A 16,034-nucleotide genomic window follows, 5' to 3' on the forward strand; every position below is an offset into this window, starting at 1 on the left:
GATTCTCCGGCCCTGCTCGTCCCCAAATTCTTTGGCAATTCATGCTGGCGGTTCGTCGCGTCTCGTCCTAAAACCCCGCCAACCCAGATTTCGATTGGAGACTTGCCGTGGACGTCAAGGAAGTAAGGAAGCTCGACGCGTATCTGAAGCGCGTATTCGGCAATCCCAAGATCCGCGTCGTGCCGCGGCCGAAGAAGGATGATTCCGCCGAGGTCTATATCGGCGAGGAGTTCATCGGCGTGCTCTTCGTCGATGACGAGGATGATGATCGCTCGTTCCAATTCCAGATGGCGATCCTCGAGGACGATCTCGTCGATCAGGAATAGTTTCTCTCTCCGTCATTGCGAGCGAAGCGAAGCAATCCAGGATCTTTCCGCGGAGGGATTCTGGATTGCTTCGCTCTGCTCGCAATGACGAACGTTAACTCCGCGGTTCCGTAGTTCTATTTCTTCGCGAGAATGCGCAGCCGCGCCGTGGCATCAGCGACAGTGATGCCGTTCGCATCGACGAGATCGGCCTGCACGACCATATCGCGATCCGTCCGTTCGACGACGCGCGCGCGTGCCGTGATGGCTCCGACCGCTGCAGGCTTCAGGAAGCGCGTATCCAGACTTCTGGTGACCACTGTCAGGTCGGGAGACAGCGCTGCCAGCGCGCCAATCCCGGTGGCGGAGTCCAGCATCGCCGCGAGGAAGCCGCCCTGGATCGTGCCATGCCTGTTGGTGAACGCGGGCTGAGCCTGGAAGCGGATCAAGGCCCGCCCGCCCTCGTCAAAGCCGAGCCATTCGCGCCCCAACAATTGGGCGCCCGGAGGCAGGTTTGCTGCTGCATCGGTCACGTCGATCACCGCGCTTGATGTTGTTGGCGACGAGCCTATCAGCCGCTCAATGCGGCGCAAAGCGATCGGGGGTCAGCCCTTCGGTCCGCGCAATTGCGCTGACAGCCGGTCCAGCGCTTCCGCGACATCGCGCCATTGCGACAGCCAGCTCCGCGGAAAACGGAAGGTGAGATCGGCGCCGCCGATACGGCGTTCGGAGAGGCACATGCCGGGCGTGGCGGCATCGCGCGTGCAGCGTGCGGTCAGCGCGGGGCTTGTCGCGGAATAGAAGTCCTCGCTGCCATAGGGCGTGTCCACGCGGAACATCCGCATCGTCAGCCCGTCCGTCGCACTGGTCGCGGCCTGGTCGAGATAGCGCGGATAGATCGTGGCTGTTCGCTGCTCCGGCGCCAGCGCACCGTGATGCGCCGATATCGACAGGAAGACACGGTCGATCGGTTGCATCGCCTCTTCGACGGTGTCGGCGGTGACATGTTTCGGCGCGCCCGGCGGCTCAAGCGAAGGGTAGAGGAAGTCGAGATCGATGCGCTCCTGCGGCCCGGAGTGCCGCTGGATCTTCATCCTGATCGCGGTCGTGGGAACGTTGAACAGCGTGCCGCCGACGCTCACCGGCAGCCGGTCCGGAGCATTCGCGCCGCCCGAGCCCCAGGTCGGCCACAGCAAATAGGCGACGAGCGCCACCGCGCCCAGCGCCGCAGTGCCGCCGAGCACGATGGGGACGACATGCGCCCGAGGGTGCGTCCTGGAGGACCTAAGGGGAGCTGCCGAAAACATCGTCATGAGCTTGCGCAAGTCGAACCGGGAAGTCGGCCGGTGGCCGACGAATCAGCGGCGAATATGCCATGCGGCGGCGAATTCGCGGAGCGTTCCCGGCCGCCGGGACGGGGGAGGGCCCTGCGTGGATGGGCCACCGACGTTAACCTTCCCTTAAGGATAATGTAGCGTTAACCGGCACTCTTTGTCACAGGATGGCTCCGGCGTTGCGTAAGGGCGGACCGTTCCGATGACACCTGAAGCCTTCAATTCTCTGTTCTCGATCTGCATCGGTTTCGCGCTCGCGGGCGCGCTCGTGAACGGTTACCAGGCGTTTGCCCAGCGGCCCGCCGGTTTCGGCCTGTTGCAGGACGGCGTGGCGCCGAAGACGTTTGCCGCGGTTCCGTTCCTGGTGTTCGCGGCGCCCTTCATCATCATGCGCAACACGTTGCGCGGCATGCGGGTGGAAAGCCGCCGCGTCGAATTCGTGATGATGGCGACCGTCATCGCCGGCTTCTGGAGCATGATGAGCGGCACCTTCTTCCTGATGACGCTGCGCGCCGCCGGCGTTCTGGTCTGACGCTTCCGTTGCACGGGACGCTCGGCGTCCCCTGCGTGGCGCGGCGGCCCTTTGCCTCAGCGTCGCCGTTTCGCTATGGCTGGGGTTGACGCGACAGGAGAACCCCATGGCGATCTACGAGCTCGACGGACAGGCACCCGATCTTCCCGTCGACGGGAATTACTTCATCGCCGAGACCGCGACCGTGATCGGCCGCGTGCGCCTGAAGCCGGGTGCGAGCGTCTGGTTCGGCGCCGTGCTGCGCGGCGACAATGAGTGGATCGAGATCGGCGAGGGCGCCAATGTGCAGGATGGCTCGACCTGCCACACCGACCTCGGCTTTCCCCTGGTCATCGGCAAGAACTGCACGGTCGGCCACAACGTCATCCTGCACGGCTGCACGATCGAGGAGGGCGCGCTCGTCGGGATGGGCTCGATCGTGATGAACGGCGCGAAGATCGGCCGCAACAGCATCGTCGGCGCGGGCTCGGTCATCACCGAGGGCAAGGAATTTCCCGAACGCTCCCTGATCATCGGCTCGCCCGCGCGCGTGATCCGCACGCTCGACGACGCCCAGGTGCAGAAGATGGGGAGTGCGGCGAGGTTCTACGTGGCCAACGGCCCGCGCTTCAAGAAAGGCCTGAAGCGGATCGGCTGAGAATGGCCGTGGGCCGCCGAGAAGATGGCGGCCGCCGCATAGCGGTCCGCACGCGCCGCGCGTCAGCTTCCTTCGGATTCACCTGCTTCGATCGCGGCTGCTGATGCTCGCGCGGAAGTGAGACAGTGAGGCTGTCAGGAAAGCGCGGGTGACGTTAGCTTGGTCCCGCTTTGAGCGTGGAACGTCTCCACGCGGAGGATCGAGTGATGTTACGCAAGATGATGATGGCGGTGCTGGCCGTTGCGGCAGTCGGATTGTCGGCGCCGCAGGCGGCCGAGGCGCGGGGCGGTTTCGGTCATGGTGGCGGCGGCTGGGGCCACGGCGGCGGCTGGGGCCATGGTGGCGGCTGGGGCCATGGTGGCGGCTGGGGCCATGGCGGCCACTGGCGTGGCGGCGGCTTCTGGCCCGGAGTGGCGATCGGGGCAGGTATCGCCGGCGCCGGCTACTACGGCGGCTATTACGGCTATGGCTACGGTTACGGCGATCCCTATTACTATGGTACCGGCTATGACGACGGCGGTTACGGCGGCTGTTACGTGGTGCGGAAGCGGGTCATGACGCCGGCAGGCTGGCGTGTCCGCCGCGTGGATGTCTGCGAATAGCGGCCGCGAGGCTCAGCCAGACTAAGAAGCCAGATCTACCAAAAGACTGGACCCACTAAAGAACAAGGCCGTTGACGCAGTATACCGTCAACGACCTTGCCAGCCCCGGACATTGAAATCGGCTCACGCCATCCGGTAACCGCCAGCATGGCGCGGAATCATACGGGGGAATGTGATCCAGTTCACATGTGGAAAAATTTAAGTCGCGGACCCTGACCCGGCTAGCCGCGCGAACGCTTGCGGGCGCTGGCGTGGACACGGCGCGACGGTTTCCTGCGGGTAACCGAGGGTGTCTCCGCTTCCGTGGCCCGGACGCTGGCAAAGGACTGCCGAAGGCCGTCGATGGACTCGTTCAGCGTCGTGACCTGTTCGGACAGGCGCTTGGTGTCGGCCTGCTGCGCCGCCATCAGGCGCTTCATGGTCTGGAGTTGGTCCTGCACGACCTGGAGCTGGTCGATCGATTCCTGCTGGGTCGCCTCCAGACCCTTGGTCTTCTCGACGAGTTGCTCGGATGCCTGGGCCGTGCGGGCCTGGAGCTGCCGCGACGCCACCACGCGGTCGGTCTCAGGAGTTGCACCGGTAGAGGCGCGCCAGATCGCGATCGAGGTCACGCCGGCGATGAGGAGCAGGAGGGCTGCGGCGGTCAGCGCAATCGGCTGGGCGCCTAGGCGAAGGAGGGGGTTGGACGGCTTGTCCTGGGCGAGATCGATCATCGCTGACAAAACCCAAATTGAAACTTGGTGAGTGGCGAAGTGCGGCAACCAGAGGTCGCCGGGACGTCCCGAAAGTGTTACCATTCGGCAACAAATGGGACCAAAAAGAGGCTAACGGCAAAAAACCAGCAATCAGCTGGTCTTGGGACCCCTGAAGGTCCTCGAAAAGAGCCGGGATCAAGGCTGGAACGGCGAAAACGGTCCGGAATAGGTCTTCGAGCGCGGCGCCGCATAGGGCCCGAGTCGGGAGGTCTTCAGTCCTAGCCGCACCAGTGATTCCGCCAGCGTGACCGCCGCGGCGACGCCGTCGACCACGGGCAGGCCATGTGTGGCGGCGAGCTCGGCGGCGAGATCAGCCATGCCGGCGCAGCCGAGCACGACGGCTTCCGCCCGATCGTCGCGGACCGCGGCGGTGATCTCCGCGGAGATCTTGCCGAGGGCATCAGTATTGCGCTCCTCGAGCGCGAGCACCGGGACCTCGGCGGCGCGGACGCGAGCGCAGCGCTCGGCGAGACCGTATTTCCGCAAATTATGCTCGATCGGCACGATGGAGACACCGAGCGTCGTCACCACGGCAAAGCGCGCCGCGATCAGGCTCGCCATATGGAAGCCGGCTTCACCGATGCCGATCACCGGCGCTTTCGCGGCGGCACGCGCGGCGTCGAGGCCGGTGTCGTCGAAGCAGGCGATGATGTGGGCGTCGGCGCCGTCGCGGTCGGCGTCGCGGATGCAGCCGAGCATGCCGGGCACGGCGAAGGCTTCGTCGTAAAAGCCCTCGATCGAGACCGGGCCCATCGCGGGCTGGCGCGCATCGATCAAAGTGTCGGGCAGGGCGACGCTGCGTGCCGCAGCGGCGATCTTCGCCGTCATCGACGCGGTGGTGTTGGGATTGACGACGTGCAGCCGCATCAGTTCAGACAAGCCCCTTGTCAGACAAGCCCTTGGCCGGCATCCGAGCCCTTGGCCGCCTGCCGTTTGTTGAGCATGTGGATGGTGCCGAGTGCAAGGGCGATCACGGTGAACGACACCGCCGAGATCACGGTGCCGAGCGCATAGATATCGGGGTTCGTCACGGTGGTGGTGAGGCCCTGGAGATCGAGCGGCAGCGTGTTCACCGCCCCGATCGCCTGGCTGGAGCGGGCGAGCTCGTCCCAGGACAGCGTGAAGCCGAACAGGCCGATGCCGATCACGGAGGGCAGGATGATCGGCAGCACGACATGACGGAAGGCCTGCCACGGCGTCGCGCCGAGATCGCGCGCGGCTTCCTCGAGCCTGGGATCGAAGCGGTTGAAGATCGCGAACATGATGAGCAGGCCGAACGGCAGCGTCCAGGTCAGGTGCGCACCTAGGCCTGAGGTCAGCAGGCCCATCGAGGTCTCGAAATTCTCGTTCCAGTGCGCCTTGATCAAATCGTCGATGATGCGGAATTCAAGCGAGATGCCGAGTGAGGTGATGATCGAGGGCACGATCAGGCTCGCGATCGCCGAGTAGAACAAAATGCTTTGCGCCTTGAACTTGCGGCGGAAGGCCATGCCGGCGGCGACCGACAGCACGACGGTCACAACCATCACGATCAGGCCAAGCAGCAGCGAGCGGCGGAAGGCCGCGCCGAGATCGACGATGCCGGTGCCCTGGAACAGTTTTGCGATCCAGAAGGTCGACACGCCATTCATTGGGAAAGTGAGGCCGCCCTGCGGGCCCTGGAACGAGAGGACGTAGATCGCGATCATCGGGCCGTAGAGAAACAGCACATAGGCCGCGAAGAAGATCGCGAGCACGTAGAACGAGCGCGGGCGTCCCTCCTTCATGCTCTAGAGCTCCTTCTTGATGTCGACGATGCGCGACATCATGGTGATGATCAGGAAGGTGATGATGAGCAGGATCACGGCGTTCGCGGCGGCAGCCGGGAATTGCAACGCGTTCACCCGCGTCTCGATGATCTTGCCGGCGGCGGCGATCTGCTGGCCGCCCATCACGCCGATGGTGATGAAGTCGCCCATCACGATGGTGATGACGAAGATCGAGCCGATCACGATGCCGGGTTTGGAGAGCGGGATGATGACGTTGACCAGGGTCTGGAAGCCGGTGGCGCCGGCATCATAGGCCGCCTCGATCAGCGACTTGTCGATGCGCACCATCGAATTGAAGATCGGCACCACCATGAAGAAGGTGAAGAGGTGAACCAGTGCCAGCACCACGGAGAATTCGGAGAACAGCAGCCATTCCAGCGGATGGTTGATCAATCCGCTCTTGACCAGTCCGGAGTTCACCAGGCCATTGCGCCCGAGCAGCGGGATCCAGGCGATCATGCGGATGACGTTGGAGGTCCAGAACGGGATCGTGCAGAGCAGCGACAATCCCATCTGCCAGGTCTTGGATTTGACGTGGAAGGCGAGGAAGTAGGCGACCCAGAAGCCGATGAAGAGCGTGATGACCCAGACCAGGAAGCACAGCTTCAGCGTCTTCAGATAGGTCTTGGCGATGGTGCAGAGATCGGGGAGCTGCGCGATGCAGCCCTCGAACGTATCGGTGTAGCCGCGGCCGGAGAAGGCCGGCAGCAACTGGTATTCGTTGTAGTCCCAGAACGAGACGATGACGACGAAGACCAGAGGGATCAGGAAGAAGGCGAGAAACACCAGCATCATCGGCCCGGCCTGGAGCCAGGAGATGAAGGAGGGCGACAGGCGCGTCGCTTTCGCGGCGCGCGCCGTGCCCGACCCCGGGATCAATCCCGGGGACGCCTGTTGCAGGATGTCCTCTGACGTGTCCATCACGTTAGGCTGCGATGAACTCGTTCCACTTGCGGACCATGTAGTCGTTCTCGTCCATCACGGCGTTCCAGCAGGCGACGCCGCCCATGCGGTCCTCGTAGGAGCCGCCGTCACGCACTGCGCCGGCCTTCTCGAGCAGCGAGCCGTCGGGCGCCTTGATGTCCTTCTCGGCCGGCTTGCCTTCCATCCAGTACGCCCACTCGTACGGCTCCATGTGCGCCTTCGCGGTCGAGAGCACGGCGGAGTAGTAGCCCTGGCGGTTGAGATAGGCGCCGGCATAACCGGACAGGAACCAGTTCACGAACTCATAGGCCCATTCGAGCTTGGCGCCCGACACGCCCTTGGAGACGCAGAAGCCCGAAGCCCAGGAGCGGTAGCCTTCCTTGAGCGGCTGGAAGGTGCAGGGGATGCCCATCGAGCGCACCTTGGTCACCGCCGGCGACCACATCGACTGGATCACCGTCTCGCCCGAGGCCATCAGGTTGACGCTCTCGTTGAAGTCCTTCCAGAAGGCGCGGAATTGCCCCGCCTTCTTGGCTTCGGTCATCACCTTCATGGTGAGATCGATCTCTTCCTTGGTCATGTTGCCCTTGTCGGCATATTTGTACTTGCCGGTGGCTTCCACGACCATCGCGGCATCCATGATGCCGATCGAGGGGATGTTGAGGATCGAGGCCTTGCCCTTGAATTCGGGATTGAGCAGCTCCGACCACGAGCTGATCGGCCGCTTGATCAGGTCGGGACGGATGCCGAGCGTGTCGGCGTTGTAGACGGTCGGGATCAGCGTGACGAACTCGGTCGCCGACGTCGCGAACTTCTTGGAGTCCTTGCCTTCGAGATAGAGCACCTTCCAGGGCGCCGTGCCCTGGCCGCCGATCTTCTTGCCGCCGGGCGTCTCGCCCTTGGTGAAGACCGGCGTGATGTTGTCGAATTCCTTGATCTTCTTGGCATCGAGGGCAAGGATGTTGCCCGACGGCACGATCTTCTTCAGCGAGAAATATTCGGTGTCGAGCACGTCGAAGGAGTTGGGCTGGGTCATCACGCGCTTGGTGACGTCGTCGGTGGTCGCGGTGATGTATTCGATCTTGATGCCGGTGTCCTTGAGGCACTGCTTGGAGATGTCGTCGCCCTCGTTCACGGCGGTGCCGAGATAGCGCAGCACCTTCGCATCGGCCGATTTCACATAGGGAAAGCCAGTGATGGCGCCGGAGCCGGCGGCGAGGCCCGCCAGACCTGCGGTGCCCTTGAGCAGCGTGCGGCGGCTGACGCCCTTCGTCCTGGTGGTCTCGGTCATATCAGTCACTCCTCTGTTGCGCATTCCAGTGATCGATCGGCGCTATTGCAGGCGTTGCGCCTTGGCAGGATCCCAGGTGGCCAGCACGCGATCGCCCGGACGGAACGGGTGGACGTCGAAGGCGGCCTCGGGGAGGTGGGAGAACAGGGCGGTGCCGTCGTCGAGCGTGAGCGAGACGGCGATGTAGGAGCCCTGGTACTCGGTCTGGGTCAGCAGCGCCGGCGCGCCGAACGCGCCCTCGGCGAACGGCGCGATGCCGAGCTGATCGGCGCGCACGGCGATGAGGTTTCCGGCGTCGCTGAGGACGTTGTGGCCGCCGATGAAGCGCGCCACGAATTCGGTGCGGGGGCGGTGGAAGATCTCGCGCGCGGTGCCTTGCTGTTCGATCCTGCCCTGGTTCATCACCACGATGTGGTCGGCGAGCGCCATCGCTTCTTCCTGGCCGTGGGTGACCTGGATGAAGCTGATGCCGAGCTCGCGCTGAAGGCGCTTCAACTCGCCGCGCATCCTCACCCGCAGGAACGGATCGAGCGCGGAGAGCGGCTCGTCGAGCAGCAGGATCTGCGGCTCGGTGATCAGTGCGCGAGCCAGCGCCACGCGCTGCTGCTGGCCGCCGGAGAGTTGGGCCGGGAGCCGGCCCGCATAGGGTGTCATCGCCACCAGCTCGAGCAATTCGCCGGCGCGCCTGTGCCTGGTCGCGCGGTCGACGCCTCGCATTTTGAGCGCAAACGCCACATTGTCGAGCACGGTCAGATGCGGAAACAGCGCGTAGGACTGGAACATCATCGCCGTGCCGCGCTTGGCGGGCTCGAGGTCGGTCACGTTCTGCGCACCGAGAATGATGTCGCCTTTGCTGACCGCCTCATGGCCCGCGATCATGCGCAAGGTCGAGGTCTTGCCGCAGCCGGAGGGGCCGAGCAGGCAGCAATAGGTCCCAGCCGGGATCTTCAAATTGACGGTGTCGACCGCCAGCGTCGTGTCGTAGCGCTTGGTGACGGCGACCAGTTCGAGAGCGGCGGGAGTGGCCATGGCGTGTCCAAGGGAGGGGCGATGCTCCCGTCTCTCCGCAAGGTCCGTGCCAACCGCCCTTGGCCGGCTGAATTCCAGAACTGTGCAGCAGAGTCAGGTCGTTAGATCGAATCCGCCGCCCTCGGCCGTCCCAGCACCCGTCTGTCTCGCTGCACACAAAACGGGCGCGGATTGTATAATCTTTCGCCTGTGATTGGATACAGCTCGTCGACTAACATTCAAGGCCGAACGTCGCCGATCGAGCCCTCACACCCAACCCTTCGAACTGATGGCCGCCAAGACTCGCACGAAATCCGACGCGCCAGATGCGAGCGATCGCGTCAGCCGTATCAGGGAAGGGGTGACCGCCGCGATCCTCGAGCATCGCCTGCTGCCCGGTACGAAGCTCGGCGAGGACGAGATCGGCGAGATCTACGGCGCGAGCCGCACGCTGGTCCGCACGGCGCTCCAGCAGCTTGCACATGAAGGCATAGTCAACATCGAGAAGAATCGCGGCGCCTTCGTCGCGCGGCCGACGCCGGGTGATGCCCGTGAAGTGTTCGAGGCGCGTCGCCTGATCGAGCCCACCATCGTCGATCACGCGATCGATGCGGTGTCACCGGCCTGGATCGACCGCCTCAAGCAGCACCTCACCGAGGAGCGCGAGGCGGAGCTGCGCGGCGACGCGCGCGCTTCGGTCCGGCTCTCCGGCGAGTTTCATCGTCTCGTCGCCGAGATGAGCGGCCACAGCATCTATCTCGGCTTCCTGAAGGAGCTGATCGCGCGCTCCTCGCTCATCATCCTACTCTACCGCCGCCACGACACGCCGGCCTGCGGCACCGATCATCACGCCGGCATCGTCGCCGCGATCCGCAAGCGCGACAAGCAGGCTGCGCGCGTGCAGATGCTGTCGCATCTGGACGAGATCGAGGCCGAGCTGTTCTTGAAGGACCCCGCCGCCGACGAGCTGCGGCTCGCCGACGTGCTGGGCGTGTGACCGCCTGCCGTCTGTCAGAACGGACGTTCCTGATTTCGCCTCATGATCTTGAGCACCAGCAGGACGGCTCCGAGGACGAGCAACAACACGCCGACGAAAGTCATGCCGCTGTATTCGAACGTCACTCCTACGGCCGTCAGCAGGCATCCCAAGATGATTGCGATGAGCCCGCCGAGCTTCTTGGCCAGCAGGATGCGTCCGTCACTCGTTTGCGCCACCATGTTACGCCTCGTCATTTGAATTCTACAGACGACCGCAAGCCCTCCTGCCCAGCGGCTCAAGTCGCGTAGACCGCGCAGGATCGTACTCCCGAGCGAGAAAGTTGCAATCTACCGTTGCTGGCGGGTCGAAATCGATAGTGCGTTTTAATTTGAGTTCGACGCGAGTGCGACAGGTGCACTTACCCATTCGCCTATCCAACTTGATGGGGACGCTTCTCTTCGCGTCCGTATGGCTGATTTGCAAAACCTCCCTGTGGTTGCAAATTGACTCGATGCGGTTTGCAGGCATCAATCCATAGCTGCATCGCGCGGCGTCAGCTGGCTGGCGTTCGCCCGGATCTGCGTGGAGATTGGACATGTGGGGTTGGACCACGCCGGCCGGACTCTTCAGAGCCGCCGCATTGCTTGTGTCGATTGGAAGCCTCGGCAGCCCGTTGCCCTTACAAGCCCAGCAAGACTCCGGCGTCCTGTTCCGCAACGTCCGGATCTTCGACGGAAAGAACGCCGCGCTCTCGGCCGCGTCCAACGTCCTGATCAGGAACCGGACGATCGAGAAGATTTCCACCACCGACATCGCGGCCACCGGCCAAGTGATCGACGGCGGCGGCCGGGTGTTGATGCCGGGACTGATCGACGCGCATTGGCACGCAATGCTGGTGCGTCCGACGCCGGCCGCGGCCCTCGGCGATGTTGGCTACAACAATCTGCTCGCCGCCAGCGAGGCGACAGCGACGCTGATGCGCGGCTTCACCACCATACGCGACATGGGCGGGCCGAGTTTCGGCCTCAAGCGGGCCATCGACGAGGGTCTCGTCGCCGGTCCGCGCATCTATCCGTCCGGCGCCATCATCACCATCACCGGCGGTCATGGCGATTTCCGCCAGCTCACCGATCTGCCGCGAACCATCGGCGGCATGCTCAGCCGCATGGAGCTGATCGGCGGCAGCCTGGTCGCCGACAGCCCGGACGAGGTTCGCGTGCGCGCGCGCGAGCAGCTCATGCAGGGCGCCTCGCAGGTTAAGCTCACGGCGGGTGGCGGCGTCGCGTCGCCCTTCAGCCCGCTCGACGTCTCCACCTTCACCGAGCCCGAATTACGCGCGGCCGTCGAAGCCGCCGATAATTGGGGCACCTATGTCGCGACGCACGCCTATACGCCGGTCGCGATCCAGCGTTCGATCGCAGCCGGTGTGAGATGCATCGAGCACGGACATCTCATGGATGAGGCGAGCGCGAAGCTGATCGCGGAGAAGGGCGTCTGGCTGAGCACGCAACCGTTCCTTGATATCTCCGGCGCCGCGGCGCTGGGACCGTCGGAGCAGGACAAGATGCGGCAGGTCGTTGCCGGCACCGACCGCGTCTATGCGCTGGCGAAGAAGTACAAGATCAAGACCGCGTTCGGCACTGACGTCCTGTTCTCGAAGGCATTGGCGGACAAGCAGGGCTCGATGCTGGCCGCACTGACGCGCTGGTACACGCCGGCCGAAGCGCTGACGATGGCGACGTCGACCAACGCTGAACTCTTGAGCCTGTCGGGCCTGCGCAATCCCTATCCCGGCAAGCTCGGCGTGGTCGAGGAGGGCGCGCTCGCCGATCTCCTGCTGGTCGACGGCAATCCGCTCGACGACATCAAGCTGGTCGAAGATCCCGCGAAGAATTTTGTGGTGATCATGAAGGACGGCAGGATCTACAAGAACAGGCTCGCGCATTGATGCGCGCTGGGCAGGTGTGAGCCCGCGAAATTCAATCGCTTCTAGCCGCGCTCGTCAGGAACCGGCTTTCCTGGTCGAGAGCCTTTTGCGATCTCCGGGAGCGCAGGAGGCCGCGCGGGGCTTGTCACAATCTCGGGCCTGTCACCATCGGAGGCGTGACTTCTGAGCGTCTCCAAAACCAGAAAGAATTTTTCTGCTAGCATGAGTCAAGCTCGCTGACGCGTTCATCTCGGTTTCGAGAACGCCGAGATTCGCTATCAATTCGATCACTTACTGTACGCGGCGGCAATTTAATTCGTCACGCCAGACGAATTATGACAGTTCCGCCCGATCTTTAGCGTCGCGCGTGTCGCATGTGGACGATGATGCGTTGCGACGTAACGTTACTATTCCTTGTGGGCCTGACGAGCTATATGCTGCGCTCTGTCATCAAACCGTCATGTCACCGGAAATGTTGAAATCAGACGCTACGCTGGCTCGCAAAACCATGAGCGCGCCGGATGGGAATCCTGTCCTCAAGGACCGGAACAAGAGAACGCAAGTCGTCGCCGGCTTCCTCAGGCAACGTGACGCAGCCGAGCCCGACCCGGAACATGCGATCGTCGAGGGCGCTGTGATTGATCAGACGCCATCGCAAGACACGACGCCTGCACCGGAGCCAGCCCAGTCCGGCACTGCTGCGCGTCCCGCCGGTGAGATCGAGCTCAAGCTGCTCGTCGACGCCGATCGCATGGCGCATTTCAACGCCGCGCCGGTCATCACGGCCAATGCGCGCAACAAGGGCACGCGCAAGCATCTCAAGTCGGTCTATTACGACACGGCCGAGCGCCTGCTTCGGCGCAATGGCCTGAGCCTGCGCGTCCGCCAGAGCGGCGCGCGCTTCGTGCAGACCGTGAAGACGGACGCCGCGGACGATCCGTTGCGCCGTGGCGAGTGGGAGGCGAGCGTGTCGTCGCTTGCGCCCGATCTCGCTCTGGCGATGCCCTTCATTCCGGAGAAGCTTCGTAGCCACCTCGTGACGCAGCCGCTCGAAGCCGTCTTCACCGCCGACATCCGTCGTCATGCGAGGATGATCGACTTGCCGTCCGGCACGGTCGAAATCGCCTTCGATCAAGGCGAGCTGACGGCTGGCGATCGCACGCTACAGGTGAGCGAGATCGAGCTTGAGCTGAAGAGCGGCAGCGCCAGCGCGATCTACGAGGTCGCGCTGCGGCTCGCGGAGCAGGGTGCGGTGAAGCCGTCCATCCGTACCAAGTCGGCGCGCGGCTTTGATCTTGCCGCCGATGAGCCACCCCCGGCACGTCGCCCGCGAAAACTTCGCCTCGATGCGTCGGTCACGCTCGACGAGGCCTTCGCGACGATCCTGCGCTCCTGCTTCCTCCATCTGCTTCAGTCGCTGCCGGCGGCCGAGGACGGGCGCAACCCGGAAGGCGTGCATCAACTCCGCGTCTCGCTTCGCCGGCTGCGATCGGCGCTCGACCTGATGCGATCGGTCGGTGCGCTCAGCAATCTCGATGCGCTGCGGTCGGAGGTCAAATGGCTGGCGCAAGACCTGTCCGCCGCCCGTGATTGGGACGTGTTCCAGCTCGAGACCTTGCCGACGATCGCACAGGCCTGTCCGTCGGTCGACGGCTTCGCTGCGCTGGGCCGGGCTGCGGCCGAGCGCCAGTCGGACGCCTATCGCAAGGCGCATGATGCGCTCGATGATCGCCGCTGCGCCGTGTTCCTGATCGGCCTCGGAAACTGGATCGAGACCCGGGGCTGGCGCAACGACGTTGCCGCCGAAGATCTTGGCCAGCTCGCCGAACCTGCCGTCGACTTCGCGCGGCGCATCTTGTCGGAGCAATACGCCAAGGTGCTCAAGCGCGGCCGCCGCTTCAAGTCGCTTCCTGCAGAAGAGCTGCACCGGGTGCGGCTCGCGACCAAGCGGCTGCGCTATCTCAGCGAATTCCTGCTGCCGCTGTACGAGGATCGCAAGTCGGCGCGACGTTTCTCGCGCAGCCTCGCCGGTTTGCAGGAGGAGCTCGGCGCCTTCAACGACATGGCGGTCACGGCATCGCTGCTCGATGGGCTCGGTACTGAACCCGACAGCGCCATCGCGGCCGCGGCGATCGCCGGCTGGCAGGCACGTGCATCGATCGGCGTGCAGCCCGCTTTGCAACGCACGTGGCGCGATTTCACCGCCGCGCGCGTGCCCTGGTCGTCGCAAGGCTGATTGCTCGCCCCAAAAAAAGTTGCGGCCAGCCATTGGGGGATGGCTGGCCGCGCGCGAACCGGTCTGGGACGGGGAGGGGTGGGGATGTGACCGGGCCGCGTAACTCGTTTTCCTGACTGCTAGTTCTTGGCGCTGGCGGTGGAGACCGCCGGCTTGGTGTCGCCGAGCGAGACCCAGACATTGGGGTCGCTCTGTGACTGGCGCTTGACGAAGCGGTAGCCGGTCTCCGTCCAGGCAACGACGTTCTCGTTCTGATTGTCGAGAACGAACTCGCCCTTGTCGGTCTTCACCGTCAGCACCGCGTGTCCTTCGCCCTTCTTGTCCCGCACGACGGTGATGAGCAGGGCCTCGCGCGGCCATCCGGCATCGATCAGCATCTTGCGCTTCAGCAGCACGTAGTCTTCACAATCGCCGTAACCGTCGGTCGGCAGCGACCACTTCTCGATCACGCCCCAGTGCTCCTGGTCGGTCAAAGGCTTGACGGTCTCGTTGACCCAGCGATTGACCTTGACGAGGTCGCGCCATGCGGCCTGCGACATCACGATGTCGCGCGGTTGCGTCGGTGCGCCCTGGCACTGAGCGGCATTATCCGCACAGAACTCGACCCAGCCGATCGGCGCACGCGTGGTGTCGCCGAGGCTCGCGTAGAGCAGACGGCCTTCGCCGGCCTGCGCTGCCGCGCTGATCCCGAAGAGCATGGCAGCCAGTGCCAGCCCTTTCCCCTGTCCCCTGAAGTCCAACATTGCGGCCCCCGTTTCTTGTTGGGACCACATTTCGCATGGAGCTTTTGAGTTGCCGCTAAGTCGGCCAAGTCAAGTCGAGACGAATACAAGTAAAAGGCGCGATGAATTCGATCTATACTTGAATCGAATTCGACTAAGATTTGAAATGACTTCAATTGATTCAAATTTTATCTATTAACGCGGAAACGCTGGCGGAACTGTTGTTTGCGCGCGCACGCGGCCCTCGCGTTAACCCGCGCGAGGCGGTCGCCGGACACGAAAAAGGCGGCGTCCGTATCGCGGAAGCCGCCTTCAGGGCTGGAAATACAGGCGTTTTAGCGTCCTTGCGCTTTACCGCGCGGTAACGCTCTCTTCGAGAGTCTCGATCGGCTGCTCGTGCATGAACTCCAGCGCGAAGCCGTCCTCGAGGTTTCGGACCACGCGGCCCTGGACCCGGCCGAGCAGCACGATCGATTTCACCGGCGGGCGGTTCTCCGCGGCAATGGCGGCACCGGACAGCGAGAGGTCGATGATGCGGCAGGTCATCTTGGTGCCGTCCTCGAGCGTCAGCACCGCGATCGGGTTGCGCGGCACGATACGGTCGTGGCGGCGATCCTCCGGCAGATTGAGGATGTCGCGGTTGGCAAGCCAGGTGAGCTGGGCCGCCAGCTTGTCGCGCTTGCGGGGCGTCGCCCCGACCGTCATGGCGAAACCGTTGTCGATGATGCGGGTGATCTTGCCTTCGACCCGCCCAATATGGTCGAGATAGGCGACCACGCGGTCGCCGACATTGCCGATGCCGGGGGCCAGAAGCGCCAGTCCGCCCGGCGACATGTTGATCACCTGGCAGGGGAATTCCCGGCGGTCCGGCAGCATGTAGCGGCCGAGCAGATGAACCTTCACCCGCTGGAAACGCCGTCGTTCCTCGGCGGCCGGAAGAAATTTTTTGTTCGCCAACGCCATTTTCACAACCC

Annotated in this window: 18 protein-coding genes; 7 read left to right on the top strand and 11 right to left on the bottom strand. The window is 64.0% G+C overall.

Translation table 11 applies throughout. The features are described from left to right. Nucleotides 1-107: 107 nt before the first annotated feature. A complete protein-coding gene (locus tag AB7Z56_RS16270; RefSeq protein WP_007602550.1) occupies nucleotides 108-326 on the top strand; it encodes a DUF3126 family protein in 219 nt (72 codons plus the stop codon). A 116-nt stretch (nucleotides 327-442) separates the two neighbouring features. On the opposite strand, the gene AB7Z56_RS16275 is transcribed toward AB7Z56_RS16270, so the two are convergent. Continuing rightward, nucleotides 443-838, bottom strand: a complete 396-nt coding sequence (locus AB7Z56_RS16275; RefSeq protein ID WP_354124461.1) for a PaaI family thioesterase — start codon at nucleotides 836-838, stop codon at nucleotides 443-445. Between the two features lie 72 nt (nucleotides 839-910). Next, the gene (locus AB7Z56_RS16280; protein ID WP_354124460.1) at nucleotides 911-1,618 is read right to left on the bottom strand and encodes a hypothetical protein; all 708 of its coding nucleotides are present in this window, start codon (nucleotides 1,616-1,618) and stop codon (nucleotides 911-913) included. A 223-nt stretch (nucleotides 1,619-1,841) separates the two neighbouring features. Here AB7Z56_RS16280 and AB7Z56_RS16285 point away from each other — a divergent pair, with 223 nt between their 5' ends. The 3 genes from AB7Z56_RS16285 to AB7Z56_RS16295 all read left to right on the top strand — a co-directional run bounded on the left by AB7Z56_RS16285 (nucleotide 1,842) and on the right by AB7Z56_RS16295 (nucleotide 3,410). Next, nucleotides 1,842-2,171 (top strand): DUF6949 family protein, encoded by a 330-nt coding sequence (locus AB7Z56_RS16285; protein ID WP_014494286.1) that lies wholly within the window; start codon nucleotides 1,842-1,844, stop codon nucleotides 2,169-2,171. A 106-nt stretch (nucleotides 2,172-2,277) separates the two neighbouring features. Continuing rightward, nucleotides 2,278-2,808: a gamma carbonic anhydrase family protein gene (locus AB7Z56_RS16290; protein ID WP_071912593.1), complete on the top strand. Its 531-nt coding sequence runs from the start codon at nucleotides 2,278-2,280 to the stop codon at nucleotides 2,806-2,808. Nucleotides 2,809-3,014: 206 nt separating this feature from the next. Further along, a complete protein-coding gene (locus AB7Z56_RS16295; protein ID WP_354124459.1) occupies nucleotides 3,015-3,410 on the top strand; it encodes a hypothetical protein in 396 nt (131 codons plus the stop codon). 221 nt (nucleotides 3,411-3,631) lie between these two features. On the opposite strand, the gene AB7Z56_RS16300 is transcribed toward AB7Z56_RS16295, so the two are convergent. The 6 genes from AB7Z56_RS16300 to AB7Z56_RS16325 form a co-directional block, all read right to left on the bottom strand. Then, nucleotides 3,632-4,123, bottom strand: coding sequence for a hypothetical protein (locus tag AB7Z56_RS16300; RefSeq protein ID WP_354124458.1), 492 nt, complete (start codon nucleotides 4,121-4,123; stop codon nucleotides 3,632-3,634). Nucleotides 4,124-4,300: 177 nt separating this feature from the next. Then, entirely contained in the window at nucleotides 4,301-5,032 is a 732-nt protein-coding gene (locus AB7Z56_RS16305; protein WP_071912600.1) for an aspartate/glutamate racemase family protein, read from the bottom strand. A gap of 20 nt (nucleotides 5,033-5,052) precedes the next feature. Next, on the bottom strand, nucleotides 5,053-5,931 hold the full coding sequence (locus tag AB7Z56_RS16310; RefSeq protein ID WP_063982477.1) for an ABC transporter permease: 879 nt from the start codon (nucleotides 5,929-5,931) through the stop codon (nucleotides 5,053-5,055). A gap of 3 nt (nucleotides 5,932-5,934) precedes the next feature. Beyond that, the gene (locus tag AB7Z56_RS16315) at nucleotides 5,935-6,894 is read right to left on the bottom strand and encodes an ABC transporter permease (protein WP_038945489.1); all 960 of its coding nucleotides are present in this window, start codon (nucleotides 6,892-6,894) and stop codon (nucleotides 5,935-5,937) included. Between the two features lie 4 nt (nucleotides 6,895-6,898). Further along, the gene (locus AB7Z56_RS16320; RefSeq protein WP_028150047.1) at nucleotides 6,899-8,188 is read right to left on the bottom strand and encodes an ABC transporter substrate-binding protein; all 1,290 of its coding nucleotides are present in this window, start codon (nucleotides 8,186-8,188) and stop codon (nucleotides 6,899-6,901) included. A 42-nt stretch (nucleotides 8,189-8,230) separates the two neighbouring features. Further along, on the bottom strand, nucleotides 8,231-9,217 hold the full coding sequence (locus tag AB7Z56_RS16325; RefSeq protein ID WP_063982479.1) for an ABC transporter ATP-binding protein: 987 nt from the start codon (nucleotides 9,215-9,217) through the stop codon (nucleotides 8,231-8,233). Nucleotides 9,218-9,485: 268 nt separating this feature from the next. Between AB7Z56_RS16325 and AB7Z56_RS16330 the strand changes: the two genes are divergently transcribed. Continuing rightward, entirely contained in the window at nucleotides 9,486-10,193 is a 708-nt protein-coding gene (locus AB7Z56_RS16330; RefSeq protein ID WP_354124457.1) for a GntR family transcriptional regulator, read from the top strand. Nucleotides 10,194-10,207: 14 nt separating this feature from the next. Here AB7Z56_RS16330 and AB7Z56_RS16335 read toward each other — a convergent pair whose 3' ends face one another. Next, complete coding sequence (locus AB7Z56_RS16335; RefSeq protein ID WP_063982481.1) at nucleotides 10,208-10,414, bottom strand: hypothetical protein; 207 nt, start codon at nucleotides 10,412-10,414, stop codon at nucleotides 10,208-10,210. Nucleotides 10,415-10,770: 356 nt separating this feature from the next. Here AB7Z56_RS16335 and AB7Z56_RS16340 point away from each other — a divergent pair, with 356 nt between their 5' ends. Both AB7Z56_RS16340 and AB7Z56_RS16345 read left to right on the top strand, forming a co-directional pair. After that, a complete protein-coding gene (locus tag AB7Z56_RS16340) occupies nucleotides 10,771-12,123 on the top strand; it encodes a metal-dependent hydrolase family protein (RefSeq protein WP_283016924.1) in 1,353 nt (450 codons plus the stop codon). 451 nt (nucleotides 12,124-12,574) lie between these two features. Further along, entirely contained in the window at nucleotides 12,575-14,338 is a 1,764-nt protein-coding gene (locus tag AB7Z56_RS16345) for a CYTH and CHAD domain-containing protein (protein ID WP_354124456.1), read from the top strand. Between the two features lie 119 nt (nucleotides 14,339-14,457). On the opposite strand, the gene AB7Z56_RS16350 is transcribed toward AB7Z56_RS16345, so the two are convergent. Further along, nucleotides 14,458-15,081, bottom strand: a complete 624-nt coding sequence (locus AB7Z56_RS16350; RefSeq protein ID WP_028154093.1) for a transglutaminase-like cysteine peptidase — start codon at nucleotides 15,079-15,081, stop codon at nucleotides 14,458-14,460. 330 nt (nucleotides 15,082-15,411) lie between these two features. Continuing rightward, complete coding sequence (locus AB7Z56_RS16355; protein WP_063982484.1) at nucleotides 15,412-16,023, bottom strand: PilZ domain-containing protein; 612 nt, start codon at nucleotides 16,021-16,023, stop codon at nucleotides 15,412-15,414. Nucleotides 16,024-16,034 lie beyond the last annotated feature (11 nt).

Origin of the sequence: Bradyrhizobium sp. 482_C4_N1_8 (genome assembly GCF_052075965.1) — a bacterium.
GTDB classification, from domain to species: domain Bacteria; phylum Pseudomonadota; class Alphaproteobacteria; order Rhizobiales; family Xanthobacteraceae; genus Bradyrhizobium; species Bradyrhizobium barranii.